Below are 24500 nucleotides of genomic sequence, written 5' to 3'. Positions count from 1 at the left end.
CGGGTAGCACCCGGCCCTCCTCATCGTGGACGTGCGCTCATCGTCAGGTCAGGATGTCCTTCGTGGTGAAGCGGCCGATCGCGAAGGCGCCGAAGATCACGACGTAGGCGAGCTGCAGCGCCGCGTTCTGCCAGAACGAGTCGAACAGGATCGGGCTGCGCAGCAGATCGGCGAACGAGAACCACAGGTGGGTCGGCAGAAAGGGATGGATGGCGTCGAACTGCGGCAGCTGGTCGACGACCTGTGAGACGCCCGCCACCAGCACGGTCGCGGCCATCGCGCCGACCGGCAGCGACGTGAGGGTCGAGATGAAGACGCCGATCGCGCACAGGCCCAGCAACGAGACGGCCGCATAGGCGGCGAGCAGGAGCACCCTGCCGAACGCCTCGGCGAGGCTCACGGTGTCGCCCGACAGCAGCGTCACCGGACCGATCGGGAAGAGCGCCGCTCCGGATGCGATGCCGCCGATCACGATCGCGAGCACCGCCGCGACGGTGAAGGCGCAGCTCGCCAGGAACTTGACACCGAGCAGTCGCACCCGTCCGACCGGGGCGATCAACAGGTACCGGAGCGTGCCGAAGCTCGCCTCGCCGGCGACCGAGTCGCCCGCGACCACCGAGACCGTGAGCGGCAGGAAGAGCGGGATCGACACCGTCAGCGCCGTGAAGATGACGAACACGCCGTTGTTCGTGATGTCGCCGAGGAAAGCCGGACCCCGTCCGCGCGATCCCGCTCCGGTGAGCCGGACCGCGACGGCGATCAGCACGGGCACGAGCGCGAGCAGGACGAGCATGATGATCGTCCGCCACCGCCGGAACATGGTCGCAAGCTCCGACCCGAGCAGCGCGAACGGCCGTCGGTGGGTCGTGCGCATCTCAGCCGTCGACATCGAAGCCCTCCCCGGTGAGCTCCACGAAGCGCTCCTCGAGGCTCGCGCCGGTGACCGTGATCCCTCGCACGCGCACATCGTCGTGCACGAGGGCAGCGGTGACAGCTTCGACCGGCGGGCCCCCGGAGAGGACGGCATCCACCTCCTCTGCACTCGAGCGCTCCGGAGAGAGCCCGAGTCGCCGCAGAGTGGATGTCGCGGCCTCCGCATCGGGAGTGTGCACGCGGATGCGCGGCGCACTCTCCGCCCGCAGCGCCTCGAGGGTGCCCGACGCGACAAGCCGCCCGGATCGCATCACCGCGACGTGCGTGCAGACCTGCTCGACCTCGCTGAGCAGGTGGCTCGAGAGGAACACCGTCGTCCCCTCGTCGGCGAGCGAGCGGATGAGCGACCGCACCTCGCGCGTGCCCTGCGGGTCGAGTCCGTTGGTCGGTTCGTCGAGGATGAGCAGCTCACGGGGGCCGAGAAGGGCGGATGCGAGTCCCAGTCGCTGCTTCATGCCCAGCGAGTACGCGCCCGCCCCCTTGTTCGCCGCGGCGCCGAGGCCGACGCGATCGAGGGCTCGGCTGACCCGGGCGGCGCGTGTCGCGCGCGACGACAGGGGGTCGGCCGCGTCGAATCGTGCGAGGTTCGCGGCGCCGGAGAGGAACGGCGCGAACGCCGGGCCTTCGACGAGCGCGCCGACGCGCGGCAGCACGGTCGCCCCCGCGCGGGGCATGTCGCCGCCGAGGAGGCGGATGCCGCCCGCGGTGGGGGAGGCGAGCCCGAGCAGCATCCTGATCGTCGTCGTCTTGCCCGAGCCGTTCGGGCCGAGGAAGCCGAACACGGCACCGCGCGGCACGGTGAGATCGAGGCCGTCCACGGCGGCGCGGCTGCTGGAGCGGCCGAACCTCTTCGTCAGGCCGCGGGTGACGATGACGTCGTCATCGTCCGAGGAATCCGGCGGATGTCCGCTCACCTGGCCGCGGCGAGCAGCGTCGCGGCGGGCACGGCGCCCGCGAGCACGGTGCCGTCGTCGCGCAGGAAGACCGTGAAGAGGGAGGTCTGCAGCATCCGTCCGCCGTCCACGTGCCGGGTGAGCTCGTTCAGCAGCTGCGCATTGCTGCCGGTGAGGCCCGACATCCCGGACGTGAGCCCCGTGCCGCCGGCGACCTCGACGATCGATGTCCACCCGGAGCCGATCACGGTCGGCTTCTGTCCGCCGGGCTGCTTCTCGGTGTGCGTTCCCTTGGTCTCGTGCGACGGCGCCGTCATGTCCCGGACGGCGGTGCCCTGGGGCGGCGTGAACGCGAAGACGTCCGCGCCGGGGCGCGAGAAGTCCACCTTGTCGAAGGCGACGCTCACTGCCGGCGTCGACTGGCCGCGAGCGTCGAGCTGTGCGCTCAGCGGCACGCCGGTCGCGGCATCCACCGTGATCACGGCGGAGCGCACCAGAGTGGCCGAGGTCTTCGGCTCGAGGGTCAGCGTGTACACGCCGTGGCCGAGGAACGAACCGGTCGAGACCGAGACCTTCGTCGTGGGTGTGATCGACGCGATGAGGCGATCCGCGACCGTCGCCGGAGTGGTCGGCTGCGGCGTCTCGCGTGCGGTCGCGTCGCCGGATGCGGTCACGTGAGTCGCCGTGTGCGCCCGGGCGTCGTAGGTCCAGACCGAGGTGCCGTTGTGGATGAGGTCGCGCTCGCCGAGCGTGTCGAGCAGCTGGACGCGCTGCTGCGACCGGCCGTCCACGTAGACCTGAGCCGTGTGCGACCCCGTGACCAGCTCGATGAGGCTTGCCGCGTCGAAGCCGCTGGACGAAGGTGCTCTCGATGACATCGAGGCGGGCAGCTGGGGAAGTCCGAGATCGGAGCTCTGCACCACCGTGCCGGAGTAATGGGCATCATGACTGCCCGCGATGAGCGTCAGTACCTGCGCCGCCGTCTTGGCAGGCGGCGGCGATGCAGCGTCGGCGATCGCGGGAACCGCGACCACGGCGGCGACAACGGCGACCGGCGCGACGATCGCGGGAATCCACCCTCGGCGGAACGTCATCGGGAAACACCTCCGCAGGCGGCGTAGGCGCGCCGCCTTCGTGCCGAGTCTAAGTCTCCCTCACTGCAGGTGCGCTGAGCATTCCCCCTGCCTCGCCCTATGCCACCGCCGCCTCGGTGCGCGAGAGCCGCAGCCACGTGTCCACGACGGTGTCGGGGTTCAGCGACACCGACGCGATCCCCTGCTCGACCAGCCACTGCGCGAGATCGGGGTGATCCGAGGGGCCCTGGCCGCAGATGCCGACGTACTTGCCCTTCCGGCGGCACGCCTCGATCGCCATCGACAGCAGCTTCAGCACCGCGGGGTCGCGCTCGTCGAATGTGTTCGCCACGAGCGCGCTGTCGCGGTCGAGTCCGAGCGTGAGCTGGGTCATGTCGTTGGAGCCGATCGAGAAGCCGTCGAAGAACTCGAGGTACTCGTCGGCGAGGAGCGCGTTGGTCGGCACTTCGCACATCATGATGACCTGGAGGTCGTTCACGCCGCGGCGCAGACCGTTCTCGGCCAGCAGCTCCACGACGGCCTGTCCCTCGCCGACCGTTCGCACGAACGGCACCATGACCTGCACATTGGTGAAGCCCATCTCGTCGCGCACGAACCTCAACGCCTCGCATTCCATCTCGAAGCAGGCGCGGAAGTCGGGGGAGATGTACCGCGATGCGCCGCGGTACCCGATCATCGGGTTCTCCTCGTGCGGTTCGTACCGGTCGCCGCCGATGAGGTTGGCGTACTCGTTCGACTTGAAGTCGCTCAACCGCACGATGACGGGCTCCGGCGCGAAGGCCGCGGCGATCATCGCGACACCCTCGATCACGCGGTCGACGAAGTACTCCCTCGGCGAGGGGTAGGCCGCGATGCGCTCGGCGATCTCGTCGTGCAGCGCGTCCGGCAGCGCGTCGAACTCCAGCAGGGCCTGGGGATGGATGCCGATCTGCCGGTTGATGATGAACTCGAGGCGGGCCAGTCCCACGCCGGCATGCGGGAGGCGGGAGAACGAGAACGCCTGCTCGGGCGTCCCGACGTTCATCATGATCTTGACGGGCGGCTCGGGCATCTTGTCGAGGTGGGTCTCCTCCTCGACGAAGTCGAGGATCCCGTCGTAGACGAACCCGGTGTCGCCTTCGGCGCACGAGACGGTGACCTCCTGCCCGTCGCGGAGGGTGCCGGTCGCGTCGCCGGCTCCGACGACGGCCGGGATGCCGAGCTCCCGGGCGATGATCGCGGCGTGGCACGTGCGGCCGCCGCGGTTCGTGACGATGGCCGCGGCGCGCTTCATGATCGGCTCCCAGTCCGGGTCGGTCATGTCGGCGACGAGCACGTCTCCGGTCTGGAAGTCGCTCATCTGCGCGATGTCGCTCAGCACGCGCACCGGGCCGGCGCCGATGCGCTGACCGATCGCGCGGCCGGCGGCGAGGACCGTGCCCTGCTCATGCAGGCGGAAGCGGCGGATGACGTTGGCCGACCCCCGCGAGACGACCGTCTCCGGCCGGGCCTGCAGGATGTACAGCATGCCGTCGACACCGTCCTTGCCCCACTCGATGTCCATCGCGCGGCCGTAATGGTCTTCGATGACGAGGGCATGACGGGCGAGCTCTTCCAGCTCGGCATCCGTGATCGAGAACCGTACGCGGTCGGCGGCGGGCACATCGACGAACGCCGTGCTCGATCCCGCTTCGCGGCTGTCGGTGTAACGCATCGCGATGGCCTTCTCGCCGACGGCGCGCTTGAGGACCGCGGGGCGTCCCGCGCGCAGCGCGGGCTTGGAGACGTAGAACTCGTCGGGGTTCACGGCGCCCTGCACGACGGCCTCGCCGAGTCCGTACGAGCTCGTCACGAACACGGCCTGGTCGAACCCCGACTCCGTGTCGACGGTGAACATGACGCCGGAGGCGCCGACATCCGAGCGCACCATGCGCTGCACGCCGGCCGACAGTGCGACGTCGTCGTGGGCGAAGCCGTGGTGCACGCGGTACGCGATGGCCCGGTCGTTGTAGAGGGATGCGTAGACCGCGCGGATCGCGGCGAGCACGTTGTCGATGCCGCCGACGTTGAGGAAGGTCTCCTGCTGACCGGCGAAAGACGCGTCGGGCAGATCCTCGGCCGTCGCCGACGACCGCACGGCCCACGTCACGGTGTCGGGCTCGGCATCCGTCGTGACGAGCGTGTCGAACGCGGAGCGGATGTCGCGCTCGAGGTCGGCGGGAATCGGGTGCTCCGCGATCCACGAGCGGATCTCGGTGCCCACGTGCGTGAGCGCCGTCACGTCGTCGATGTCGAGGCCGGCGATCGCGTCGCGGATGCGTCCGCGGAGGTCGTCGTGCTCGAGGAATCGGCGATACGCGTCGGCGGTCGTCGCGAACCCGCGAGGGACGCGCACGCCGAGACCGGCGAGATTCGAGACCATCTCGCCGAGCGACGCGTTCTTGCCGCCCACCTGGGGCAGGTCGTCCATGCCGATCTCGTCGAACCAGAGGATGTTGCTCATGGCGTACTCCTTCGTGAGGGGGTCGTCAGGGCCGGATGGCCGGTCAGGGGCGGAGCCTGAGGGTCTGCAGGATCACCGCGGACATCTCCTCGACGCTCTTCGTCGAGGAGTTGAGGAACGGGACGCGATTGCGGCGGTAGAGGTCCTCCGCGCGGCGCAGCTCGATGGTGCACTGCGCGAGGCTGGCGTACCGCGAGTCGGGACGGCGCTCGTGCCGCACCTGGCTCAGCCGCAGGGGCGTCGTCGTGATGCCGAAGCACCGCGACGCGTAGGGGGCGACGAGACGGGGAAGACCGTCGGTCGGGAAGTCGTCGTCGGTGAGCGGGTAGTTCGCCACCAGCAGCCCGTACTGCAGCGCGAGGTACATCGTGGTGGGCGTCTTCCCGCAGCGACTCGGCGCGACGATGATGACGTCCGCGATGTCCAGCGCTCGCGAGCTCTGCCCGTCGTCGTGCTCGATGGCGTACTCGACGGCTCGCATCCGCGCGAAGTACTGGGTGGGGTCGCCGAGCATGTGGAACTGGCCGAGCTGCTCGGATGCGGTGGTCCCGAGGGCCTCCTCGAGCTCGGTGAGGTGGCCGCCGAGGAGATCGATGGTCGTCGCCGGCGCTGTGGAGAGGACCGAGCTGACGGACTGCGTCTTCGTGGTCCGGAACACGATGGGGTCGAGGCCGGCGGCCGCGTCGTCCGCGATCTGGCGCACGACGTTCGCCGCGCCCTCGGGCGTGTCGACGAAGGGGATCGTGTGCTTGACGAACGCGAAGCCCGGGAAGTTGGACAGGAGGGCGTTGCCCAGCGTCTCGGCCGTGATGCCGGTGCTGTCCGAGACGAAGTAGGCCGCACGCGCGGCGGTGGCGGCTCGGGGTGAGGCGGTGGATCCCGTCATATCTTGACTGTAGCCGCGACTCCGGCATGGTCTTCCGTGTTCGAGAGCTGAAAGCTTCACGGTTCTTTCCGTGAGCATAAGAAGGGATGCGGGCCGCGGATGCCGATGACGGCGATATTCCCCGCGACACGCGGCATGATGAATGGCGTGGAGCAGCGCATCGGCCGCGTGGCCCTGAGCGGCGGGACGGAGGTCGCCTACGCGACCGCGGGATCCGGTCCCGTGCTGCTGCTCCTGCCCGGCTGGGTCTCGCACGTCGAGCTCGACTGGGCGCTCGGGCCGCAGCGCCGGTTCTACGAGGCGATCGCGCCCGGGCGCACGCTGGTGCGCTACGACCGTCCCGGGAACGGCCTGTCGGGTGCCGCACCCGAGGGCGCGGAGCTGGCCGACCTCGAGCTCGAGGTGATCGACGCCGTCGCGGATGCCGTCGGTGCGGACCAGGTCGATGTGGTCGGCACATCGCTGTCGTCGGTGTTCGCGGTCCGCTGGGCTGCCCGGCATCCCGAACGCATCCGCCGCCTGGTGCTCTACGGGGGATGGGTGGACGGGGCCCGGCTCGGCGACCCGGAGGCCCGCGAACACGTGCTCGAGCTGGTCGGCACCCACTGGGGCTTCGGATCCGAGATCCTGACCGACATCTTCGCGCCGGGAGCGGATGCGGAGTTCCGCGCCGCGTTCGCGGCCCTCCAGCGTTCCGCGGCATCCGCCGAGACCGCCCACCGGGTGCTCGCAGCGGCCTATGCGATGGACGTGTCCGGCGATCTCGGTCGCGTCACGACGCCGACCCGCGTCATCCATCGCGAGGGCGATCGCGCCGTCCCCGTCCAGGAGGGGCGCCGGCTGGCGGCGGGCATCGCGGGCGCCGAGCTCACGGTGCTCCCCGGGCGCGCACACATCGCCTACGTGGGCGATGTCGACGCGGTGGTGGATGCGATGCGCCAGGGTCTCGGGCTCAGCCGATCGACCGCGCGCTTCGCACCGCTGCTCACCTCCCGTCAGCTCGAGGTGGCCGCCCTCGTCGCCGACGGCTGCTCGAACCGGCAGATCGCGGAACGGCTCTTCATCACCGAGCGCACCGCGGAGTCGCACGTCGACCGCATCCGCGAGCGGCTGGGACTGCGCTCGCGCGCGCAGCTGGCCGTCTGGTACGCCACCTCGATCCGCTGAAAGTGCCGTGTTTCCACGGCTGTGCCCCCGATCCTCGGCTCGCACGATGGAACGGGCCCGAGATGCGGGCGCGGATCGAGGACGAACATGGACGAGCAGCTCGAGACCGACTACCTGATCATCGGCGGTGGAGCGGTCGGGATGGCGGTGGCCGACGTGCTCTCGACGGAGACGGATGCGTCGATCGTCATCGTCGATCGACGATCCGGTCCGGGCGGGCACTGGAACGACGCCTATCCCTTCGTGCGGCTGCATCAGCCGTCGGCGAACTACGGCGTCGAGTCGCGTCCGCTCGGCGACGAGCTGCGCCGGGATGCCTCGCCGCTCAACCGCGGCTTCCTGGAGCGGGCGTCGAGTGCGCAGATCGTCGCCTGCTACGAGCAGCTCCTGGCCGACCTCGTCGCGTCGGGCCGGGTGCGCTTCCTGTCCGCGCACGATCACACGGGTCAGGTGGACGGTCTGCATCGGGTCGAGTCGCTGCTCGGGGGTGCATCCGTCGCGGTGCGCGTGCGCCGGAAGGTGGTGGACGCGACCTTCATGTGCGCGTCGATACCGGCAATGCATACGCCGACGTTCACCGTCGCGCCGGGGGTGCGCTGCATCCCGCCGAACGGCCTGGCGCGCGTGGCCGCCGCCCCGGAGGGCTACGTCGTGATCGGTGGCGGCAAGACCGGCGTCGACACCTGCCTGTTCCTCCTCGAGTCGGGGGTGCCCGCCGAGAAGATCCAGTGGGTCGTGCCGCGCGACGCGTGGTTCCAGAACAGGGCCGGCATGCAGCCCGTCGGCGAGCTCGCGGTCGATGCGCTCGCCGCGCAGACGGTGCAGGCCGAGATCGCGGCGAGCGCGGCGACGGTGGACGAGCTGTTCGCGCGGATGGAGGATGCCGGGCAGCTCCTGCGCCTCGACCCCGCGGTCACCCCGCGCATGTTCCACGGCGCGATCGTGTCGGTGGGGGAGCTCGAGCTGCTGCGGACGATCACCGACGTGGTGCGTCTGGGTCGGGTGCAGCGCATCGAGCCCGGCCGGATCGTGCTCGACGAGGGGTCGGTCGACTCCCCTCCCGGGCGCCTGCACATCGACTGCTCGGCGATCGGCGCACCGCGCCGGCCGACGAAGCCGATCTTCGCAGGGCGGACGATCACACCGCAGATGGTCCGGATGCTGCAGCCCGTGTTCAGTGCCGCGCTCATCGCGCACGTCGAGGCGACGGTCGACGGCGACGAGGAGAAGAACGCGCTCTGCCGGCCCATCCCGATGTCGGACGCCCCGGCCGATTGGATCCCGATGTCGCTCATGAACCTCGCGAACCAGCGCGCGTGGCGGTCGGATCGGCGTGTCGGGGAGTGGCTCATGACCTCGCGGCTCGACCGCTTCTCGCGGCTGACGCGCGACATCGCCCCGGACGACGACGTGAGCCTCGATCTGCTGCGGCGCTATCGCGCGGCGATCCCGGGCGCGGTCGCGAATCTGCAGGCGCTGCTCGCCGCGTCATCGCGTCACCTCATGACGGCCTGACGGTCACGAGGCGCGGGGGATCTCGGAGAGCGAGTGATAGACCGGGATGCCGCGCTCCTGCGCGATCGCGACGTCCCGGTCGGCACCGCGCGAGGCGCCCGGCAGCCGCAGCACCGCGTCGCAGTGGTGCAGGAGCCGCTCGGCCGTCGGGTACATGACGTCTGCCGCCAGTGGGTCGGTCGGGCCGTCCGCGCCCGCGCTGCTGAGCACGGGAAGAGCGACCCACTCGCCGATCATCGGCACGTGGCCCGCCTCGAAGATCGGCCAGGCCGCCTCCTCGAGCCGCTTCAGGTTCTGCGCCATCAGGGCGGGGTCGCCGTCGGTTCCCGAGGCGTACGGGCCGGCGATCAGGATCAGCAGGGGTGTGCTCATGCGCGCTACAATACGGCAGAAACGTGCAACAACGTAGAGAAACAGGAGAACGGGATGCTGGCAGCCGCGCGCAGGGACCTGCTCCTCGAGCGACTGCGTCGCGACGGACGCATCGTCGCCAAGGACGTCGCCGCCGAGCTCGGGCTCTCGGAGGACAGCATCCGTCGCGATCTGCGCGAGCTGGACGCGGCGGGAGTCGCGGTCCGCGTCTACGGCGGTGCGCTCCTCGCCTCGCCGGCGGTCGCCGACTACGCGACGCGCACGGCTGTCGCGCCCGAGAGCAAGCGCCGTGTCGCAGCGGCGGCCGTCGCCCTCATCCGTCCGGGCAGCACGGTCATCCTGGACGGGGGCACGACCACGCTCGCGATGGTGGATGCGCTGCCCAGGAGCCTCCCGTGCACGATCGTGACGCACAGCCCGACGGTGGCGGCGTCGCTCCTCGACCACGCCGCGGACGTCTTCGTCATCGGCGGCCGACTGTTCAAGCACTCGGCGGTGGCCTGCGGAGCGGCCGCCGTCGAGATCGCGAACGGCATCAGCGCCGACCTGTTCTTCCTCGGCGTCACCGGCGTCCACCCGACCGCGGGGCTCACGACCGGAGACCCCGAGGAGGCCGCGATGAAGAGAGCGCTCGCGGGACGCGCGGGCGAGACCTACGTCCTCGCGAGCGAGGAGAAGATCGGCACGGCCTCGCGCTACGCGGTGCTGCCCTTCGAGGAGGTCACCGGGATCGTGACCGATACGGATGCGGGCGATCCGACGCTGCGCGACCTCGTCGACCACGGCGTGCGCCTGATCCGGGCCGCCTGAATCGCGCGGGGCCGTGGCGCCGGCATCGGCGACCGGGCACACTGGGTGCGGCGCGTGGGACCCTCCGCACGTGCGACAGGATGTGAGGTCGAAACATGCCGAACGAGCATGCCGCCGAGTTCCTCGAGCTCCACTCCGGGCCAGGCTTCGTGCTGCCCAACGCGTGGGACGCCGGCTCCGCCCGCATCCTGGAGCAGGCCGGATTCGCGGCGATCGCCACGACGAGCGCCGGCGTCGCCTGGTCGCTCGGTGTTCCCGACGGCGGGGCGATCGACCTCAGGAGGATGCTCGACCGGGTGGCGGAGATCGTCGCCGCAGTCGGGGTTCCCGTGACGGCCGACCTCGAGGCGGGATACGGTGACACGGCCGCGGAGGTCGGCCGCACCGTCGAGCTCGCCGTGGCGACCGGGGTCGTCGGCGGCAACCTCGAGGACACGCGCCAGGGTGTCCTGATCGACGTCGACGAGGCGGCGGAGCGCCTGGCGGCGGCTCGGGATGCCGCGCCCCGCGGCACGTTCGTCCTCAATGCGCGCACGGATGCCTACTTCATGGGTGGATCCGGCGATCCGTTCCGCGAGACCGTGGGTCGCGCGCACCGGTACCTCGACGCAGGGGCGGACTGCATCTTCGTTCCGGGCGTGAACGACGAGGACAGCATCCGGCGGCTGGTCGCGGAGATCCCGGCCCCGCTCAACATCGTGGCCGGGCTCAGCTCGAACATCATCGATGCGCCGACGCTGTTCTCGCTCGGGGTGAAGCGTGTGAGCCTCGGCGGCAGCCTCGCGCGGGTGGCGATCACGGCGCTCGAGCGGGCCGCCCGCGAGCTCGCCGGCCCGGGCACGCTCGGATTCCTCGACGGCGCGATCAGCTACGCCGAGGTGCAGCGCAGATTCGCCGGTTGATCGGGGGAGAATCTCCGAGGTGAAGACCTCGGTCCCTGTTCTGACCGGCGTTGCCGGGGCTAGTCTCCGGCTATGAGTGAAACCCGACTCGCACGTCCGCGCAGGATCATCGCGATCGCAGCCGTGGCTGCCGCGCTCCTCGCCCTCCCGATGGGAGCGGCGCCGGCATTCGCGGCCCAGCCTGTTCCCGTGGCGAAGTACGTCGCCCTCGGCGACTCGTACGGAGCCGGCCAGGGCGCCGGTGCGCCCCTCGATTCCTGCCTTCGGACGACCCTCGGCTACGCCTCGCAGATCGGCGCTGTGCCGCGGTTCAACCTGCTGCGGCTGCCCGCCTGCTCGGGGGCGACCATCGACCAGGTGTCGGCCCGGCAGCTCGGCTACGTGAATCAGGGCACCACGCTGGTGACGATCACGGCCGGCGCGAACGACCTGAACATCGGCGGCGTCTACGCCGCGTGCGCCCCCGACGAGACATCGGTCGCGTGTCAGCAGGCGATCGCCGCGGCGACGGCCGCGATCCAGACCGTCGGGCCGAAGATGGCGGGTCTCATCGGCGCTGTCCATGCCAGGTCTGCGCGAGCGACGATCGTCGTCACCGGCTACCCCGAGCCCTTCGCCGCCGGCGCGGCTGCCGCCGACCCGCTCGCGGCCGTCGTGAACGCCGCCTCCGACGCTCTCGACGCGCAGCTCGCCGGTGCCGTGCTCGCCGAGGCCACGACGGGCGTTCCTGCCGTGTTCGTGCCGATCTCGTTCGGGGCCCACGCCATCGGCGGGGCAGATGTGCCGTGGATCGGAGGCGATCCGACCGACCCGGTGACGTTCTTCCACCCCAATGTGCTCGGCTATGCCGCCTACCGGGACGCGATCCTGGGGGTCCTCCCGTAGGGGGCGTTCGCCAGGTCCGCGGAATTGGCCCGCTCTCCTTCCACACAGAGCGGGGACGGCAAGGCCACGCAGGATGAATTGGACTCGATGACCAGGTCCACTTCCACGGTTGAGTGGAAGTATGACGGTACAAGAGATCCACTCGCCGGCGGTGTTCAGCCGGCACGTCAACGCTGGGACGCCCGAGCGGACGCGCACACCGTTGCTCAGCTGGCGATGGTCGCCGCGCGGGCTCGAGCACCGCGGCCGGCGGGTCGGCCGCGAGGAGGAGCGCGCCTATCGCGACCTGCAGGCGGCGGCTGCGGTGGCCGACTGGCGCTGAGCGGCGCGCACGGTGTTCGGTCGCGCCGCCGCGCCGCACACCTGGCTTCCCCGGCGATGACGCGCGCACGGTCACGGCATCCCTCGATCTGATGAACTGGGACTGACTGCATCAATTCCGTTGATCCAGTGGTCCGCCGACCGATATTGGCGCGCGGGTGACCGCGTGGGCTTGACTCGATCCATTCGCGGCACGCGGACCCGACCCGCAGGCCCATGGACAGAGGAGTCCTCGATGAGCGTCCAACCCGAGACATCCGATATCCGCACCCAGACGTTCCGCAAGACCCTGGGCCGGCTCGACATCATCCTGCTCTCGATCAGCGCGATCATCTCGATCGATGTGATCGCGCAGATCGCCGCGGGCGGGGGCGCCGAGGCCTTCACCTGGACGGCCGTGATCGGCGTGACCTTCCTGTTCCCGTACGCGCTCGTGGTCGCCGAGCTCGGCAGCTCGTTCCACGGCGAGGGCGGCCCGTTCGTGTGGGTGCGGCTCGCCTTCGGCAAGCTCGCGGCTGCCATCGCGACGATGTTCTACTGGGTCACCAACCCGCTCTGGATGGGCGGCTCGCTGGTCTTCATCTCGGCGGCCACGTGGGACGCCTACATCTCGCCGCTGACGTCGGGCAGTCTCGCCGACTACGCGTTCAAGCTCGTCTTCATCTGGCTCGCGATCGCCACCGCGATCATCGGCCTGCAGTACGGCAAGCACATCGTGGCGGCGGGCGGCATCGTCAAGGTGGCTCTGCTGGTGATCTTCGTCGTCACAGTCGGCATCTACGCCCTCCGGTACGGTGTGCACGGCTACGCGGCGGGGGACTTCTCGCCGACCCTCGGCGGCTTCCTCGCGGTCACGCCCGTCATCCTCTTCGCCGTCGTGGGCTTCGAGGCGCCGAACGGCGCCGCGGAGGAGATGCGCGACCCGCAGCGCGACGTCCCGAAGGCTGTGGCATCCTCGGGCCTCATCTCGATCCTGTGCTACCTCGTCCCGATCTTCGCGATCCTCGCGGTGCTCCCGGCCCAGAAGGTGCAGGGTGCGAGCGGTCTGCTGGACGCGTTCAAGGAGGTCTTCACGGTCTACGGCCCCGCAGCGGACACGCTCCTGTGGATCGCCGCCGTCCTGTTCGTCTTCGTCGTGCTCACGCAGGCGAGCGCGTGGATGATCGCCTCCGACCGGGTGCAGGCCGCGGCCGGCGCCGACGGCGCGTTCTTCCGCTACTTCGGCGCGTTCTCGCCGCGCCTCGGCACGCCGGTGCGCATGAACCTGCTGTCCGGCGTCGTCGCCTCCGTGTTCTGCATCGCCGCGACCGTCCTGCTGAACGGCACCACCGCCGCGGTGTTCACGGTCGTGCTGACGGTCGCCATCTCGACCCTGCTGCTGTCGTACCTCGTGATCTTCCCGTCGATCATCGCCCTGCGCCGCAAGCACCCCGACGTGCCGCGGCCCTTCCGCGTGCCGGGCGGCACCGTCGGACTCTGGGTCTGCACCGTCGTCATCTACGCGTGGGTGCTGCTCGGGTCGTGGGTGGCGGTGTTCCCGGGAACGTTGGAAGGCCTGCTGGGCGTGACGTACGACTTCCAGGACGTGTGGGGCGTCGGCCGGCCGACGTTCGAGCTGTTCACCATCGGCACGCTCGTCGTGATCGCGATCCTCGCGGTGGTCGGCTATGCCTGGGAGCGCAGTCGCCGCGGCGCGCAGAGCGAAGAGCTCGACGACGCGGAGTTCGCCGCGCTCGTCGGCGACTGACAGACCAAGGACCCGGAGAAGACATCGTGACCCAGCTGCTCACCATCCCGACCGTTCGCCGCACCCACCCGTTGGATGCGCTGACCGCCGACGAGATCTCCGCGGTGCGCGATCACCTCGTCGACGAGGGCCGCATCGGCGATCGCGTGCGCTTCGCGTACGTCGGCCTGCACGACCCGGCGAAGCGCGAGCTGCGCGCGTGGGCCGCCGAACCCTCGGCCGTGCCGCACCGGCGGGCACGCGTCATCCTGCTCGACACGTCCACGGGTGCGACGACCGATCTGGTGGTCGACCTCACGGCCGGCGCGACGGTCGCGGCGACGGATGTCGACCCGGCGCTCGTCGGGCAGGCCCCCGTGCTGCTGGAGGAGTTCGCGGCGATCGAGGAGATCCTGGCGGCGGACGACGGATGGAGGGCAGCCCTCGCGACCCGCGGGCTCACACCCGACGATGTGCGGGTCGCCCCGCTGTCGGCCGGCATCTTCGACTACGCGGGCGAGGAGGGGCGGCGGCTGCTGCGCGGTCTCGCATTCGTGCAGCGCGATCCGTCGGACTACGCGTGGGGGCACCCCGTCGACCAGCTCGTCGCGTTCGTGGACATGATCGACCGCCGCGTCGTGCGGATCATCGACGACGGCCCCGCCGACATCCCGCTCACGAACGGCAACTTCGAGGATCCCGAGCTCACCGGGCCGCTGCGCACCGACCTCAAGCCCATCGCCATCACGCAGCCCGAGGGGCCCAGCTTCACGCTCGACGGCAACGTGCTGCGGTGGTGGAAGTGGGACCTGCACGTCGGGTTCGACGCGCGCGAGGGTCTCGTCCTCAGTCGCATCGGGTTCGACGACCGCGGCACGCGGCGCTCGATCGTGGACCGCGCATCCATCGCCGAGATGGTGGTGCCCTACGGCGACCCGGCTCCCTACCGCTCCTGGCAGAACTACTTCGACACCGGCGAGTACCTCGTGGGGCGGGATGCCAACTCCCTCGAGCTCGGCTGCGACTGCCTGGGCGAGATCACCTACCTGTCGCCCGTGGTGGCCGACGACTTCGGCAATCCGCGCGAGATCCCGCAGGCGATCTGCATCCATGAGGAGGACGTCGGGCTGCTGTGGAAGCACACCGACGAGTGGGCGAACCACCGCTCGACCCGCCGCCAGCGGCGCCTCGTCGTGAGCTTCTTCACGACGGTCGGCAACTACGACTACGGGTTCTACTGGTACCTCTACCTCGACGGGACGATCGAGTTCGAGGCGAAGGCGACCGGCATCGTCTTCACCGCGCGACACCCGGAGCGCGACTACCCGTATGCGTCGCAGATCGCGCCGGGGCTGGCGGCGCCGTACCACCAGCACCTCTTCTGCGCCCGCCTCGACATGGCCGTGGACGGCGAGCGCAACGCCGTGCACGAGCTCGACCTCCAGCGCGTGCCGATGGGGGAGGGCAATCCGCACGGCAACGCGTTCACACGCTCACGGCGGGTTCTGGGCACCGAGTCCCAGGCCAGGCGCAAGGCCGACGGGAGCGTCGGCCGAGTGTGGGAGATCGTCAACACCGACAAGACAAACATCGTCGGCGAGCACGTCGCCTACACGCTGTTCCCCGAGGGGCAGCCGACGCTCGCGATGGCGGAGGACTCCTCCATCGCGCGCCGCGCGGCCTTCGCGACCGAGCACCTGTGGGTGACGCGGTTCGCGCAGGACGAGCGGTACCCCGCCGGCGACTTCGTCAACCAGAGCATCGGGAGCGCCGGTCTGCCCGAGTACACCGCGGCCGACCGCGACATCGACGGGCAGGACATCGTGCTGTGGCACAGCTTCGGGCTCACGCACTTCCCGCGCACGGAGGACTGGCCGATCATGCCCGTCGACCACACGGGCTTCACGCTCAAGCCCACCGGGTTCTTCGACCAGAACCCGGCGCTGGATCTGCCGCCGTCGCCGGCGACGAAGGCGCACTGCGCCGAGGGCGCCTGCCACTGCTGAGCGCGCCCTTCCTCGGTACTCCGCGAACCCACACTCCTTTCCCGAACCCACATCCAATGGACGTCCATCGGGTGAGGGTTCGGGAAAGGAGTATGGGTTCGCGAGGGGGAGGGTGGGTCAGGAGGCGGGGGTGCCGAAGAGCTCGCGGGCCAGGGATGCGATGACCCTCACGCGTGCCGTCGGCCGGACGTCCTTCACCCGGACGAAGCAGACGTCCAGGGGCGGCACGGCATCCGCGATCGGCAGTGCCGTGAGCTGCCCGCCGTCGTAGGTGCGCGGAGACTGCGGGATGTGGTTGAGCACGGAGTAGCCGTGACCCCGGGCGACGAGCGAGCGCACGGTCTCGTAGCTGCGCGAGCTGTAGCGGATCTGCGGATCGACTCCGGCGTCGCGCAGCATCCCGAGGAAGTACTCCCGGGAGTGCGGGAGGTCGAGCAGCACGAGGTCCTGCCCCGCGAGCTCCGCGAGACGCAGGCGCGTGTGCCGGGCCAGCGGATGCTCCGACGACAGGATGACGTGCGGCGGCGCCGCGTAGAGGTGGTCGAAGGCGAGGTCGTGCACTTCGCCGAAGTCGTAGGCGATGGCGCCCTCGACGGAGCCGCTGAGCAGCAGCTCCACCGTGCCGTCGACGTCGGCCTCGATGATCTCGACGCGCAGATCCGGATGCTCCTGCTCGACGCGCGAGATCAGCCGCGGCAGCACGAACGGCGCCAGTGTGACGAAGCATGCGAGGCGGAGCGTCCCCCGCACGTCGTGGTGCTGGCCGCGGACGGCATCCGTCATCTCGTCGACCTGAGACAGCAGCGATTGCGCGTCGCGCAGCAGCTGCTCGCCGGCATCCGTCATCGCGAGCCCTTTGCTGCGCTGCCGCACGAACAGCTGCACGCCGAGGGTGCGCTCGAGCTGGGCGATCGCCGTCGAGACAGCGGACTGCGCGACGTGCAGATCGAGGGAGGCCTCGGTCATGGATCGGCGGGTCGCCGCCGCGACGAAGTACCGCAGCTGCACGAGCGTCAGATCGGGTCGGCCGAGGCGTGCCATACCGCGATCGTATCAATTCTCTTGATGCGGTACGTCGAGTTTGTGAAGTGTACAGATGCAGGGCGGCTCGCGACGATGGAGGAGACGGTTACGAGGAGGTAGGGATGTCGAGCGAGCAGACGGAAGTCCTCGTCGTCGGTGGCGGCCAGGCCGGCATCGCGATGAGCGAGCACTTGACCCGCGGGGGAGTGCCGCACATCGTGGTGGAGCGCGACCGCATCGCGGAGCGCTGGCGCTCGTGGCGTTGGGACTCGCTCGTGGCCAACGGGCCCGCCTGGCACGACCGCTTCCCCGGCAAGGAGTTCGACCTCGACCCCGACGCCTTCGCGGGCAAGGAGCAGGTCGCCGACTACCTCGCCGCGTACGCGGGGAGCTTCGACGCTCCGATCCGCACCGGCGTCGAGGTCACCTCCGTGCGCCGCAACGCGGGACGCCCGGGGTTCCGGGCCGCGACGAGCGGCGGCCCGATCGAGGCGCGGTTCGTCGTCGCGGCAACCGGGGCGTTCCAGACGCCGATCATCCCCGACGTCGTGCCCGGGGACGCCGGGATCCACCAGCTGCACTCCAGCTCGTACCGCAACCCCGCACAGCTGCCGCCCGGCGGCGTGATGGTCGTCGGCGCCGGCTCGTCGGGCGTGCAGATCGCCGACGAGCTCCGCGCGTCGGGCCGAGAGGTCCACCTCGCCGTCGGACCGCACGACCGCCCACCGCGGTCCTACCGCGACCGCGACTTCTGCTGGTGGCTGGGCGTGCTCGGGAAGTGGGATGCGGCGGCTCCTGCCGCCGGCGCGGAGCACGTCACGATCGCCGTGAGCGGGGCGAACGGCGGCCGCACCGTCGACTTCCGCCGCCTGGCCGGGTCGGGCATCACGTTGCTCGGGCGAGCCGGCGCCTACCGTGACGGCGTCATGGCCTTCGCCCCCGACCTCGCGGCCAACATCGCGGCGGGGGATGCGAACTACCTGTCGCTGCTGCGCGAGGCCGACGCCTTCGTCGAGCGCAACGGCCTCGACCTCCCGGAGGAGCCGGAGGCGCACGTCCTCGGTGGCGATCCCGACTGCGTCACCGACCCGGTCCTGTCGGTCGACCTCGCCGCGGCCGGCATCACGAGCATCGTCTGGGCCGTCGGCTTCGGCGCCGACTACTCATGGCTCGAGGTCGACACATTCGACGAGCGCGGCCGTCCTCGCCACCAGCGCGGGGTGTCGCGGGAGCTGGGCGTCTACTTCCTCGGGCTCCCGTGGCAGTCGCGCCGCGGGTCGAGTTTCCTCTGGGGCGTCTGGCACGACGCCAAGTACATCGCCGACCAGATCGCCATCCAGCGCGGATACCTCGCTTACGACGAGGCCCGCCAGCCCACCCTCCCCGCGCCGACTCCACGCATCGCTGACGCGCTGCGTGGAGCCTCCCGGCGCGGGGGCCCAGCCCTCGCCACCACCGGAGCCGCATGATGCCCACGCACACCCGCATCCGCCCCTTCAACACGAAGGAGACCTACCCCGAGCAGAACCTCGACAACGACCTCTGCCAGGCCGTCGTCGCGAACGGCGTCGTGTACCTGCGCGGTCAGATCGGGCAGGATCTCGAGACCCGCGAGTCGATCGGCATCGGCGACGTCGAGGCCCAGGCGGAGAAGGCGATGGCCAACATCGCGATGCTGCTCGGCGAGGCGGGATCCTCACTCGCCGACATCGTGAAGGTCGTCGTCTACCTCATCGATCCGCGCTACCGCGAGCCCGTCTACCGGGTCATGGGGCGCTGGCTGAAGGGCGTCCACCCGGTGTCGACCGGGATCGTGGTGAGTGCGCTGGCCCGTCCCGAGTGGCTTGTCGAGATCGACGCGACCGCGGTCGTCTCGGGCGGTGCGCAATGACGTTCTCGATCGTCGCGCGCGACGCATCCGGTGCCATCGGCTCCGCGATCTGCTCGTCGTCGCCCGCCGTCGCGGCGCGCTGCGTGCACCTCGCCGACGGCGTCGGGGGCGTGAACTCGCAGAACGTGACGGATCCGCGGCTCGGTCCGGCCGTGCTGGACCGTCTGCGCGCGGGGATGCCGGCAGGCGATGCGCTGCGCGCGGAGACGGATGCGGCGCCCGACGTCGAGTTCCGTCAGCTGCTCGTCATCGATGCGCGCGGCGGCACGGGGGCGTACTCGGGCGCTCGCGCCCTGGGCCTCTTCGGGCATGCCGTGGGCGACGGCACGGCGGCGGGCGGCAACATGCTCGCGTCCGCCGACATCCCGCAGCTGATGGTGGAGGCGTTCGCCGTCGCGACCGGTGATCTCGAGGTGCGACTGCTGTCCGCGATGACGGCGGCGATGGCGGCCGGGGGTGAGGCCGGGCCGGTGCACTCCGCCGGGCTCTCGGTCGTCCGCGAGGCCGGGTGGCGCGTCACCGACCTGCGTGTGGACTGGACCGACGGCGACCCGGTCGCCGAGCTCGGCGGGCTCCTCGACAGGTGGCTGCCGCAGCGCGATGCCTATGTGACGCGCGCACTCGCCCCGGCCGCCGCCCCGTCCTATGGAGTCCCCGGGGATGAGTGAGACGCTCAAGGTCGCCGCGGAGGCGACGGTCTCGGCGGCATCCCGGCCGCTCATCGCTCTCTCCGAGACGGTCCACGCTCACCCCGAGACGGCATGGCAGGAGCGCCGCGCAGCCGGGTGGGTCGGCGATGCCCTCGCCGACGCCGGCTTCCGCGTGACGCCTGCCTATCTCGGCTTCGAGACGGCCCTGCTCGCGGAGGCCGGCAGCGGCCCCGTGACCATCGGCATCATGGCCGAGTACGACGCCCTGCCCGCACTCGGCCACGCCTGCGGGCACAATCTCATCGCGGCGAGCGCCGTCGGCGCAGGTCTCGCGCTCGCGCGCCTCGCCGATGACCTCGGGATCACGGTCCGCGTGTACGGCACCCCGGCGGAGGAGGGCGGCGGCGGCAAGATCGAGCTTCTCGAGGCCGGCGCGTTCGCGGACCTCGACCTCGCGATGATGGTGCATCCGGCGCCGGTCGACGTCGCGGAAGCGCGCCCGTTCGCCGTGGCGCACAGTCACATCGCCTACGACGGCGTGTCCGCGCACGCGGCCGCCTACCCCGACGAGGGGGTCAACGCGAACGACGCCTTCGTGATCGCCCAGGTCGCGATCGGGATGCTGCGGCAGCAGCTGCCCGCAGACACGCGGGTGCACGGCATCCAGACGATCGGCGGGCACGCGCCGAACGCGATCCCCGAGCGCACCGAAGGCCGGTGGTACTGGCGGGCGAACTCGCTCGACGAGCTCGCCCGGCTCGAGGAGCGCGTGCTGCGGTGCTTCGAGGCCGGCGCGCTCGCGACGGGCGCGACGCTCACGGTCGAGCCGGAGAGCAAGCCCTACGCCGAGTTCCGCACCGACAAGGGCGCGCTCGCGGCGTACCAGGCGAACGCCGTGGCGCGCGGACGGGTGTTCGCCGACCCCGCCGTCGCGGGCCGCATGAACCGCGCATCCACCGACATGGGGAACGTGTCGCAGCGCGTGCCCGCCATCCACCCCTACATCGGGGTCGGCTCGCTGCCGTACTCGAACCACCAGAAGGAATTCGCCGCGGCGTGCGTCGGACCCGCGGCCGAGCAGGCCTTGCTCGACGCCGCCGTGCTGATGGCGTGGACCGCGATCGACGTCGCCACCGCTCCCGAGGAGGAAGAATGACCGCCACCGACTGGACGACCCGTGCCCGCGGGCTCGTCATCGACGGCCGTGCCGTCATCGACGGCCGGCGGGTGGATGCATCCACCGGCGCCACCCTCGCGGTGACGAGCCCCGGCTCCCTCACCCACCTCGCCGACCTCGCGGCGGGCGACGCCCACGACGTCGACCTCGCCGTCGAGCATGCCCGTCGTGCGTACGACCGGGGCGACTGGAGCCGGATCGGCGCGGCCGAGCGCGGCAAGGCCCTCATCCGCCTCGCCGACCTGATCATGGCGAACCTCGACGAGCTCGCCCTGCTCGAGACCCTCGACTCGGGCAAGCCGATCTCCCAGACGCTGACGGTGGACGTGCCCGGGGCGGCGGAGACCTTCCGCTGGTACGGCGAGCTCGCCGACAAGCGGTACGACGAGATCCCGGCGACCCCACCCGGCTCCACTGCGCTCGTCCGGCGCGTGCCGCTCGGGGTCGTCGGCGTCATCACGCCGTGGAACTATCCGCTCGAGATCGCGGCCTGGAAGCTCGCCCCGGCGCTCGCCGCCGGGAACAGCGTCGTGCACAAGCCGGCGACGGAGACGTCGCTGACCGCCCTGCGGCTCGGCGACCTCGCGCTCGAGGCCGGCATCCCGGCCGGGGTGCTGAACGTCGTGCCGGGCCGCGGCTCGACCGTCGGCACCCGCATCGCGCGGCACCCCGGCATCGACGCGCTCGCGTTCACCGGATCGACGGCGGTCGCCCAGCAGCTGATGGTGGATGCCGGCACCTCCAACATGAAGCGCGTCGCCCTGGAGGCCGGCGGCAAGAGCTCCAACGTCGTCTTCGCCGACGCCGACCTGGAGAGCGCCGCCGCGAAGGCCGCCTTCGGCGCGTTCTACAACCAGGGGCAGGTCTGCTCGGCGAACTCGCGCATCCTCGTCGAGCGCGCGGCGCATGACGAGTTCGTGCGGCTGCTGGCCGCCGCATCCGTCGAGTACGAGCCGGGCGATCCCCTCGCCGGCCTTCCCGGCAACGGCAGCCTCATCAGCCGCGCCCACGCCGACGACGTGGGCGCCGCGATCGCGCGTGCCGCTGCCGACGGCGAGCTCGTGAGGGGCGGTGAACGCGTCACGATCACGGGCTCGGACGCCTATCTGCGGCCGGCGATCGTCACGGGACTCGGCGCCGACCACGACCTCCACCGCGTCGAGGTTTTCGGGCCGCTCGTGGCCGTGCTGCCGTTCGAGACGGAAGAGGATGCGATCCGCCTCGCGAATGCGACGGACTACGGCCTCGCGGCATCGCTGTGGACGAACGACCTCCGCCGCGCGCACCGCGTAGCCGAGTGGCTCGTGGCCGGCACGGTGTCCGTGAACACCGTCGACGCACTCGGCCTGACGACGCCGTTCGGAGGCTTCCGCCAGTCCGGCTTCGGCCGCGACCTGTCCCGTCACGCCCTCGACAACTACACGGATTGGAAGACCACCTGGTTCCAGCACGGGTGATTGCTCCCGGCGGTGTCCGAATCCGCGATGCTCGTTCGACGGAACAGGTGAAGGGGCCGAGAGGCGGCTCCGCACACCGGAAGAAGGACCGCTCATGCGGAAGATCGTCGCGTTCGAGCACATGACGCTCGACGGATACGTGTCGTCGGGCAAGGGGACGGGCTTCGAGTGGACCCACCGCGCCTACAGCGAGGAGCTCGCCGCGTACGCGCGGCACATCCAGGAGGACTTCGACCTGCCCGTGTACGGTCGCGAGACCTACCTCGGGATGTACGGCTACTGGAGCACTCAGCCGAACGAGGAGAGCTCGCAGACCGAGCGTGCGCACGCGGAATGGGTCAACGCCGTCGACAAGATCGTGTGCTCCACCACCCTCGAGTCCGCCGACTGGAACAACACGACGCTCGTGCGCGGAGACCTCGCGGAGCAGTTCGGGCGGCTCAAGGAGCAGCCCGGCGGCACGATCGCGATCTACGCGAGCCCGAAGCTCGTGCACTCGTTCCTCGACCTCGGGCTGATCGACGAGTTCCGGGTCGTGGTGCATCCGGTCGTGATCGGGGGAGGGACCCCGCTGTTCCCCGCCGGGTCCGACTTCGCGCTCGACCTCGTCGAATCGCGCTCCTTCGACAGCGGCGCCGTGTACCTGCGCTACAGCGTGGCGTAGGGGAGGATCGGACACATGCGCTACCTGATGCTGATCCGGCCCGACATGGACAACCTTCCCCCGCAGGGGCCGGACGAGAAGCTGGAGGAGGACATGGGCCGGCTCATCGAGGAGATGACGAAGGCCGGCGTGCTCCTCGATACGGCAGGTCTCCGTCCCTTCGACGAGGCGGCCCGAATCCGGCTCTCGAACGGCGAGACGACCGTGCTCGACGGTCCGTTCACGGAGTCGAAGGAGGTCGTGGGCGGCTACTGCCTGCTGCAGACGCGCTCGCGCGACGAGGCCGTCGAGTGGGGGACCCGGTTCCTGCGCATCCACGGTCCGGAGTGGACCATGGAGCTCGAGCTGCGGGAGCTGGACGAGGCGTGACCGACGCGCGCATCGACCGCACGGTGTCCCGTGCGGTCGATGCGGCGTGGCGGATCGAATGGCCGCAGCTCGTCGCGGTGCTCACGCGCCTGGTCGGCGACATCACGACCGCCGAGGACATCGCGCAGGACGCACACCTCGCCGCGCTCGAGCAGTGGCCGCGCGACGGCGTGCCCGCCAACACGGGGGCGTGGCTCATGGTGACGGCCAAGCGGCGGGCGGTGGATCGCATCCGGCGGGATGCGACTCTCGCACGCAAGCTGCCGCTCCTGGAGGGCGAGCTCCGCGCAGACCTGGATTCGGCGCCGGGGGACCCCGCATCCATCGTCGAGGGCGAGATCTCGGACGATCTGCTCCGGATGCTGTTCACCACGTGCCATCCCGTGCTGCCGCGCGCGTCGCAGGTGGCGCTGACGCTGCGCCTCGTCGGCGGCCTCACGACCGAGGAGATCGCGCGGGCGTACGTCACGGCGACGCCCACGATCGTCCGGCGCATCTCGCGGGCCAAGCGCACGATCAGGGATGCGGGCGTGCCCTACGAGGTGCCCTCCGGTGCGGAGCTCGCCGAGCGGCTGGATGCCGTGCTCGAGGTCGTCTACCTCGTCTTCAACGAGGGCTATGCGGCGACGGCGGGCGACGACTGGATGCGGGCGGAGCTGTGCGCCGAGGCTCTCCGCCTCGTGCGGATCCTCTGCGGACTCATGCCGGCGGAGCCGGAGGTCTTCGGACTCGCCGCGCTCCTCGAGCTGCAGGCCTCGCGCCTGCGCTCGCGGCATGACGCGACCGGCCGGCTCGTCCTGCTGCGCGACCAGGACCGCACGCGCTGGGACCGGCTGCTCATCCGGCGCGGCTACGCCGCCCTGGGGCGGGCGCACGCCCTCGCGCACGAGCGCGGCCGTGCACCGGGCCGCTACGCGCTGCAGGCCGCGATCGCCGCGGTGCATGCGATGGCGGCGACCGCCGACGACACCGACTGGCGGCGGATCGCCGGACTCTACGCCATCCTCGCCGCGCGGTTCCCGTCGCCGATCGTCGAGCTGAACAGGGCGGTCGCGGTGGCCGAGGTGCACGGACCTGCGGCGGGTCTCGACCTCGTCGACGCGGTGGTGGATGCCGGGTCCCTCGACGAGTACCACCTGCTGCACGCCGTCCGCGGCGACCTTCTCGCGCGGCTCGGTCGTCGGGCCGAGGCGCGCGACGAGTTCCTGCGCGCCGCGGAGCTCACGGCGAACGCGGCCGAGCGGTCGCTCATGCTCGCGCGCGCCGAGGACTGATCC

Annotated in this window: 23 protein-coding genes; 16 read left to right on the top strand and 7 right to left on the bottom strand. The window is 70.8% G+C overall.

The window, feature by feature from the left end; genetic code table 11:
• Positions 1 to 43 precede the first annotated feature (43 nt).
• The 5 genes from SM116_RS15100 to SM116_RS15080 all read right to left on the bottom strand — a co-directional run bounded on the left by SM116_RS15100 (position 44) and on the right by SM116_RS15080 (position 6288).
• Positions 44 to 889: an ABC transporter permease gene (locus SM116_RS15100; protein WP_320941790.1), complete on the bottom strand. Its 846-nt coding sequence runs from the start codon at positions 887 to 889 to the stop codon at positions 44 to 46.
• Positions 876 to 1847 carry an ABC transporter ATP-binding protein gene (locus SM116_RS15095; RefSeq protein ID WP_320941789.1) on the bottom strand — a complete coding sequence of 324 codons (972 nt, stop codon included), beginning with the start codon at positions 1845 to 1847 and terminating at the stop codon, positions 876 to 878. Before SM116_RS15095 ends, SM116_RS15100 begins: the two co-directional genes overlap by 14 nt.
• A complete protein-coding gene (locus SM116_RS15090) occupies positions 1844 to 2920 on the bottom strand; it encodes a LolA family protein (RefSeq protein ID WP_320941788.1) in 1077 nt (358 codons plus the stop codon). Before SM116_RS15090 ends, SM116_RS15095 begins: the two co-directional genes overlap by 4 nt.
• A gap of 97 nt (positions 2921 to 3017) precedes the next feature.
• Entirely contained in the window at positions 3018 to 5402 is a 2385-nt protein-coding gene (ppsA, locus tag SM116_RS15085) for a phosphoenolpyruvate synthase (RefSeq protein WP_320941787.1), read from the bottom strand.
• A 43-nt stretch (positions 5403 to 5445) separates the two neighbouring features.
• Entirely contained in the window at positions 5446 to 6288 is an 843-nt protein-coding gene (locus tag SM116_RS15080) for a pyruvate, water dikinase regulatory protein (RefSeq protein ID WP_320941786.1), read from the bottom strand.
• A gap of 138 nt (positions 6289 to 6426) precedes the next feature.
• Here SM116_RS15080 and SM116_RS15075 point away from each other — a divergent pair, with 138 nt between their 5' ends.
• Positions 6427 to 7455, top strand: a complete 1029-nt coding sequence (locus SM116_RS15075) for an alpha/beta fold hydrolase (RefSeq protein WP_430691822.1) — start codon at positions 6427 to 6429, stop codon at positions 7453 to 7455.
• 87 nt (positions 7456 to 7542) lie between these two features.
• On the top strand, positions 7543 to 8970 hold the full coding sequence (locus SM116_RS15070; RefSeq protein ID WP_320941784.1) for an NAD(P)-binding protein: 1428 nt from the start codon (positions 7543 to 7545) through the stop codon (positions 8968 to 8970).
• Positions 8971 to 8973: 3 nt separating this feature from the next.
• On the opposite strand, the gene SM116_RS15065 is transcribed toward SM116_RS15070, so the two are convergent.
• Positions 8974 to 9342: a DUF4406 domain-containing protein gene (locus SM116_RS15065; RefSeq protein WP_320941783.1), complete on the bottom strand. Its 369-nt coding sequence runs from the start codon at positions 9340 to 9342 to the stop codon at positions 8974 to 8976.
• Positions 9343 to 9396: 54 nt separating this feature from the next.
• On the opposite strand from SM116_RS15065, the gene SM116_RS15060 reads away from it, so the two are divergent.
• The 6 genes from SM116_RS15060 to SM116_RS15035 all read left to right on the top strand — a co-directional run bounded on the left by SM116_RS15060 (position 9397) and on the right by SM116_RS15035 (position 15992).
• Positions 9397 to 10152 carry a DeoR/GlpR family DNA-binding transcription regulator gene (locus tag SM116_RS15060; protein WP_320941782.1) on the top strand — a complete coding sequence of 252 codons (756 nt, stop codon included), beginning with the start codon at positions 9397 to 9399 and terminating at the stop codon, positions 10150 to 10152.
• A 95-nt stretch (positions 10153 to 10247) separates the two neighbouring features.
• A complete protein-coding gene (locus SM116_RS15055; RefSeq protein ID WP_320941781.1) occupies positions 10248 to 11054 on the top strand; it encodes an isocitrate lyase/PEP mutase family protein in 807 nt (268 codons plus the stop codon).
• Positions 11055 to 11126: 72 nt separating this feature from the next.
• The gene (locus SM116_RS15050; protein ID WP_320941780.1) at positions 11127 to 11939 is read left to right on the top strand and encodes an SGNH/GDSL hydrolase family protein; all 813 of its coding nucleotides are present in this window, start codon (positions 11127 to 11129) and stop codon (positions 11937 to 11939) included.
• Positions 11940 to 12060: 121 nt separating this feature from the next.
• Positions 12061 to 12261, top strand: a complete 201-nt coding sequence (locus SM116_RS15045; RefSeq protein ID WP_320941779.1) for a hypothetical protein — start codon at positions 12061 to 12063, stop codon at positions 12259 to 12261.
• Between the two features lie 234 nt (positions 12262 to 12495).
• On the top strand, positions 12496 to 14007 hold the full coding sequence (locus tag SM116_RS15040; RefSeq protein WP_320941778.1) for an APC family permease: 1512 nt from the start codon (positions 12496 to 12498) through the stop codon (positions 14005 to 14007).
• A 26-nt stretch (positions 14008 to 14033) separates the two neighbouring features.
• A complete protein-coding gene (locus tag SM116_RS15035; protein WP_320941777.1) occupies positions 14034 to 15992 on the top strand; it encodes a primary-amine oxidase in 1959 nt (652 codons plus the stop codon).
• 117 nt (positions 15993 to 16109) lie between these two features.
• Here SM116_RS15035 and SM116_RS15030 read toward each other — a convergent pair whose 3' ends face one another.
• Entirely contained in the window at positions 16110 to 17033 is a 924-nt protein-coding gene (locus tag SM116_RS15030) for a LysR substrate-binding domain-containing protein (RefSeq protein WP_320941776.1), read from the bottom strand.
• Positions 17034 to 17137: 104 nt separating this feature from the next.
• Here SM116_RS15030 and SM116_RS15025 point away from each other — a divergent pair, with 104 nt between their 5' ends.
• The 8 genes from SM116_RS15025 (at position 17138) to SM116_RS14990 (ending at position 24497) form a co-directional block, all read left to right on the top strand.
• Positions 17138 to 18484, top strand: a complete 1347-nt coding sequence (locus SM116_RS15025) for a flavin-containing monooxygenase (protein ID WP_320941775.1) — start codon at positions 17138 to 17140, stop codon at positions 18482 to 18484.
• Positions 18484 to 18906, top strand: coding sequence for a RidA family protein (locus tag SM116_RS15020; protein ID WP_320941774.1), 423 nt, complete (start codon positions 18484 to 18486; stop codon positions 18904 to 18906). The genes SM116_RS15025 and SM116_RS15020 overlap by 1 nt, the downstream gene beginning before the upstream one ends.
• Positions 18903 to 19574 carry a DUF1028 domain-containing protein gene (locus tag SM116_RS15015; protein ID WP_320941773.1) on the top strand — a complete coding sequence of 224 codons (672 nt, stop codon included), beginning with the start codon at positions 18903 to 18905 and terminating at the stop codon, positions 19572 to 19574. Before SM116_RS15020 ends, SM116_RS15015 begins: the two co-directional genes overlap by 4 nt.
• Positions 19567 to 20712: a M20 family metallopeptidase gene (locus SM116_RS15010; RefSeq protein ID WP_320941772.1), complete on the top strand. Its 1146-nt coding sequence runs from the start codon at positions 19567 to 19569 to the stop codon at positions 20710 to 20712. The genes SM116_RS15015 and SM116_RS15010 overlap by 8 nt, the downstream gene beginning before the upstream one ends.
• On the top strand, positions 20709 to 22190 hold the full coding sequence (locus SM116_RS15005; RefSeq protein WP_320941771.1) for an aldehyde dehydrogenase family protein: 1482 nt from the start codon (positions 20709 to 20711) through the stop codon (positions 22188 to 22190). The genes SM116_RS15010 and SM116_RS15005 overlap by 4 nt, the downstream gene beginning before the upstream one ends.
• Positions 22191 to 22284: 94 nt before the next feature.
• A complete protein-coding gene (locus SM116_RS15000; RefSeq protein ID WP_320941770.1) occupies positions 22285 to 22854 on the top strand; it encodes a dihydrofolate reductase family protein in 570 nt (189 codons plus the stop codon).
• Positions 22855 to 22869: 15 nt separating this feature from the next.
• Positions 22870 to 23223, top strand: coding sequence for a YciI family protein (locus tag SM116_RS14995; RefSeq protein ID WP_320941769.1), 354 nt, complete (start codon positions 22870 to 22872; stop codon positions 23221 to 23223).
• Positions 23220 to 24497 (top strand): RNA polymerase sigma factor, encoded by a 1278-nt coding sequence (locus SM116_RS14990; protein WP_320941768.1) that lies wholly within the window; start codon positions 23220 to 23222, stop codon positions 24495 to 24497. The genes SM116_RS14995 and SM116_RS14990 overlap by 4 nt, the downstream gene beginning before the upstream one ends.
• Positions 24498 to 24500: the final 3 nt, after the last annotated feature.

The sequence above is a fragment of the Microbacterium rhizosphaerae genome (genome assembly GCF_034120055.1).
In the GTDB taxonomy this organism is placed as follows: domain Bacteria; phylum Actinomycetota; class Actinomycetes; order Actinomycetales; family Microbacteriaceae; genus Microbacterium; species Microbacterium rhizosphaerae.
This window is presented reverse-complemented; position numbering and strand designations above follow the sequence as displayed.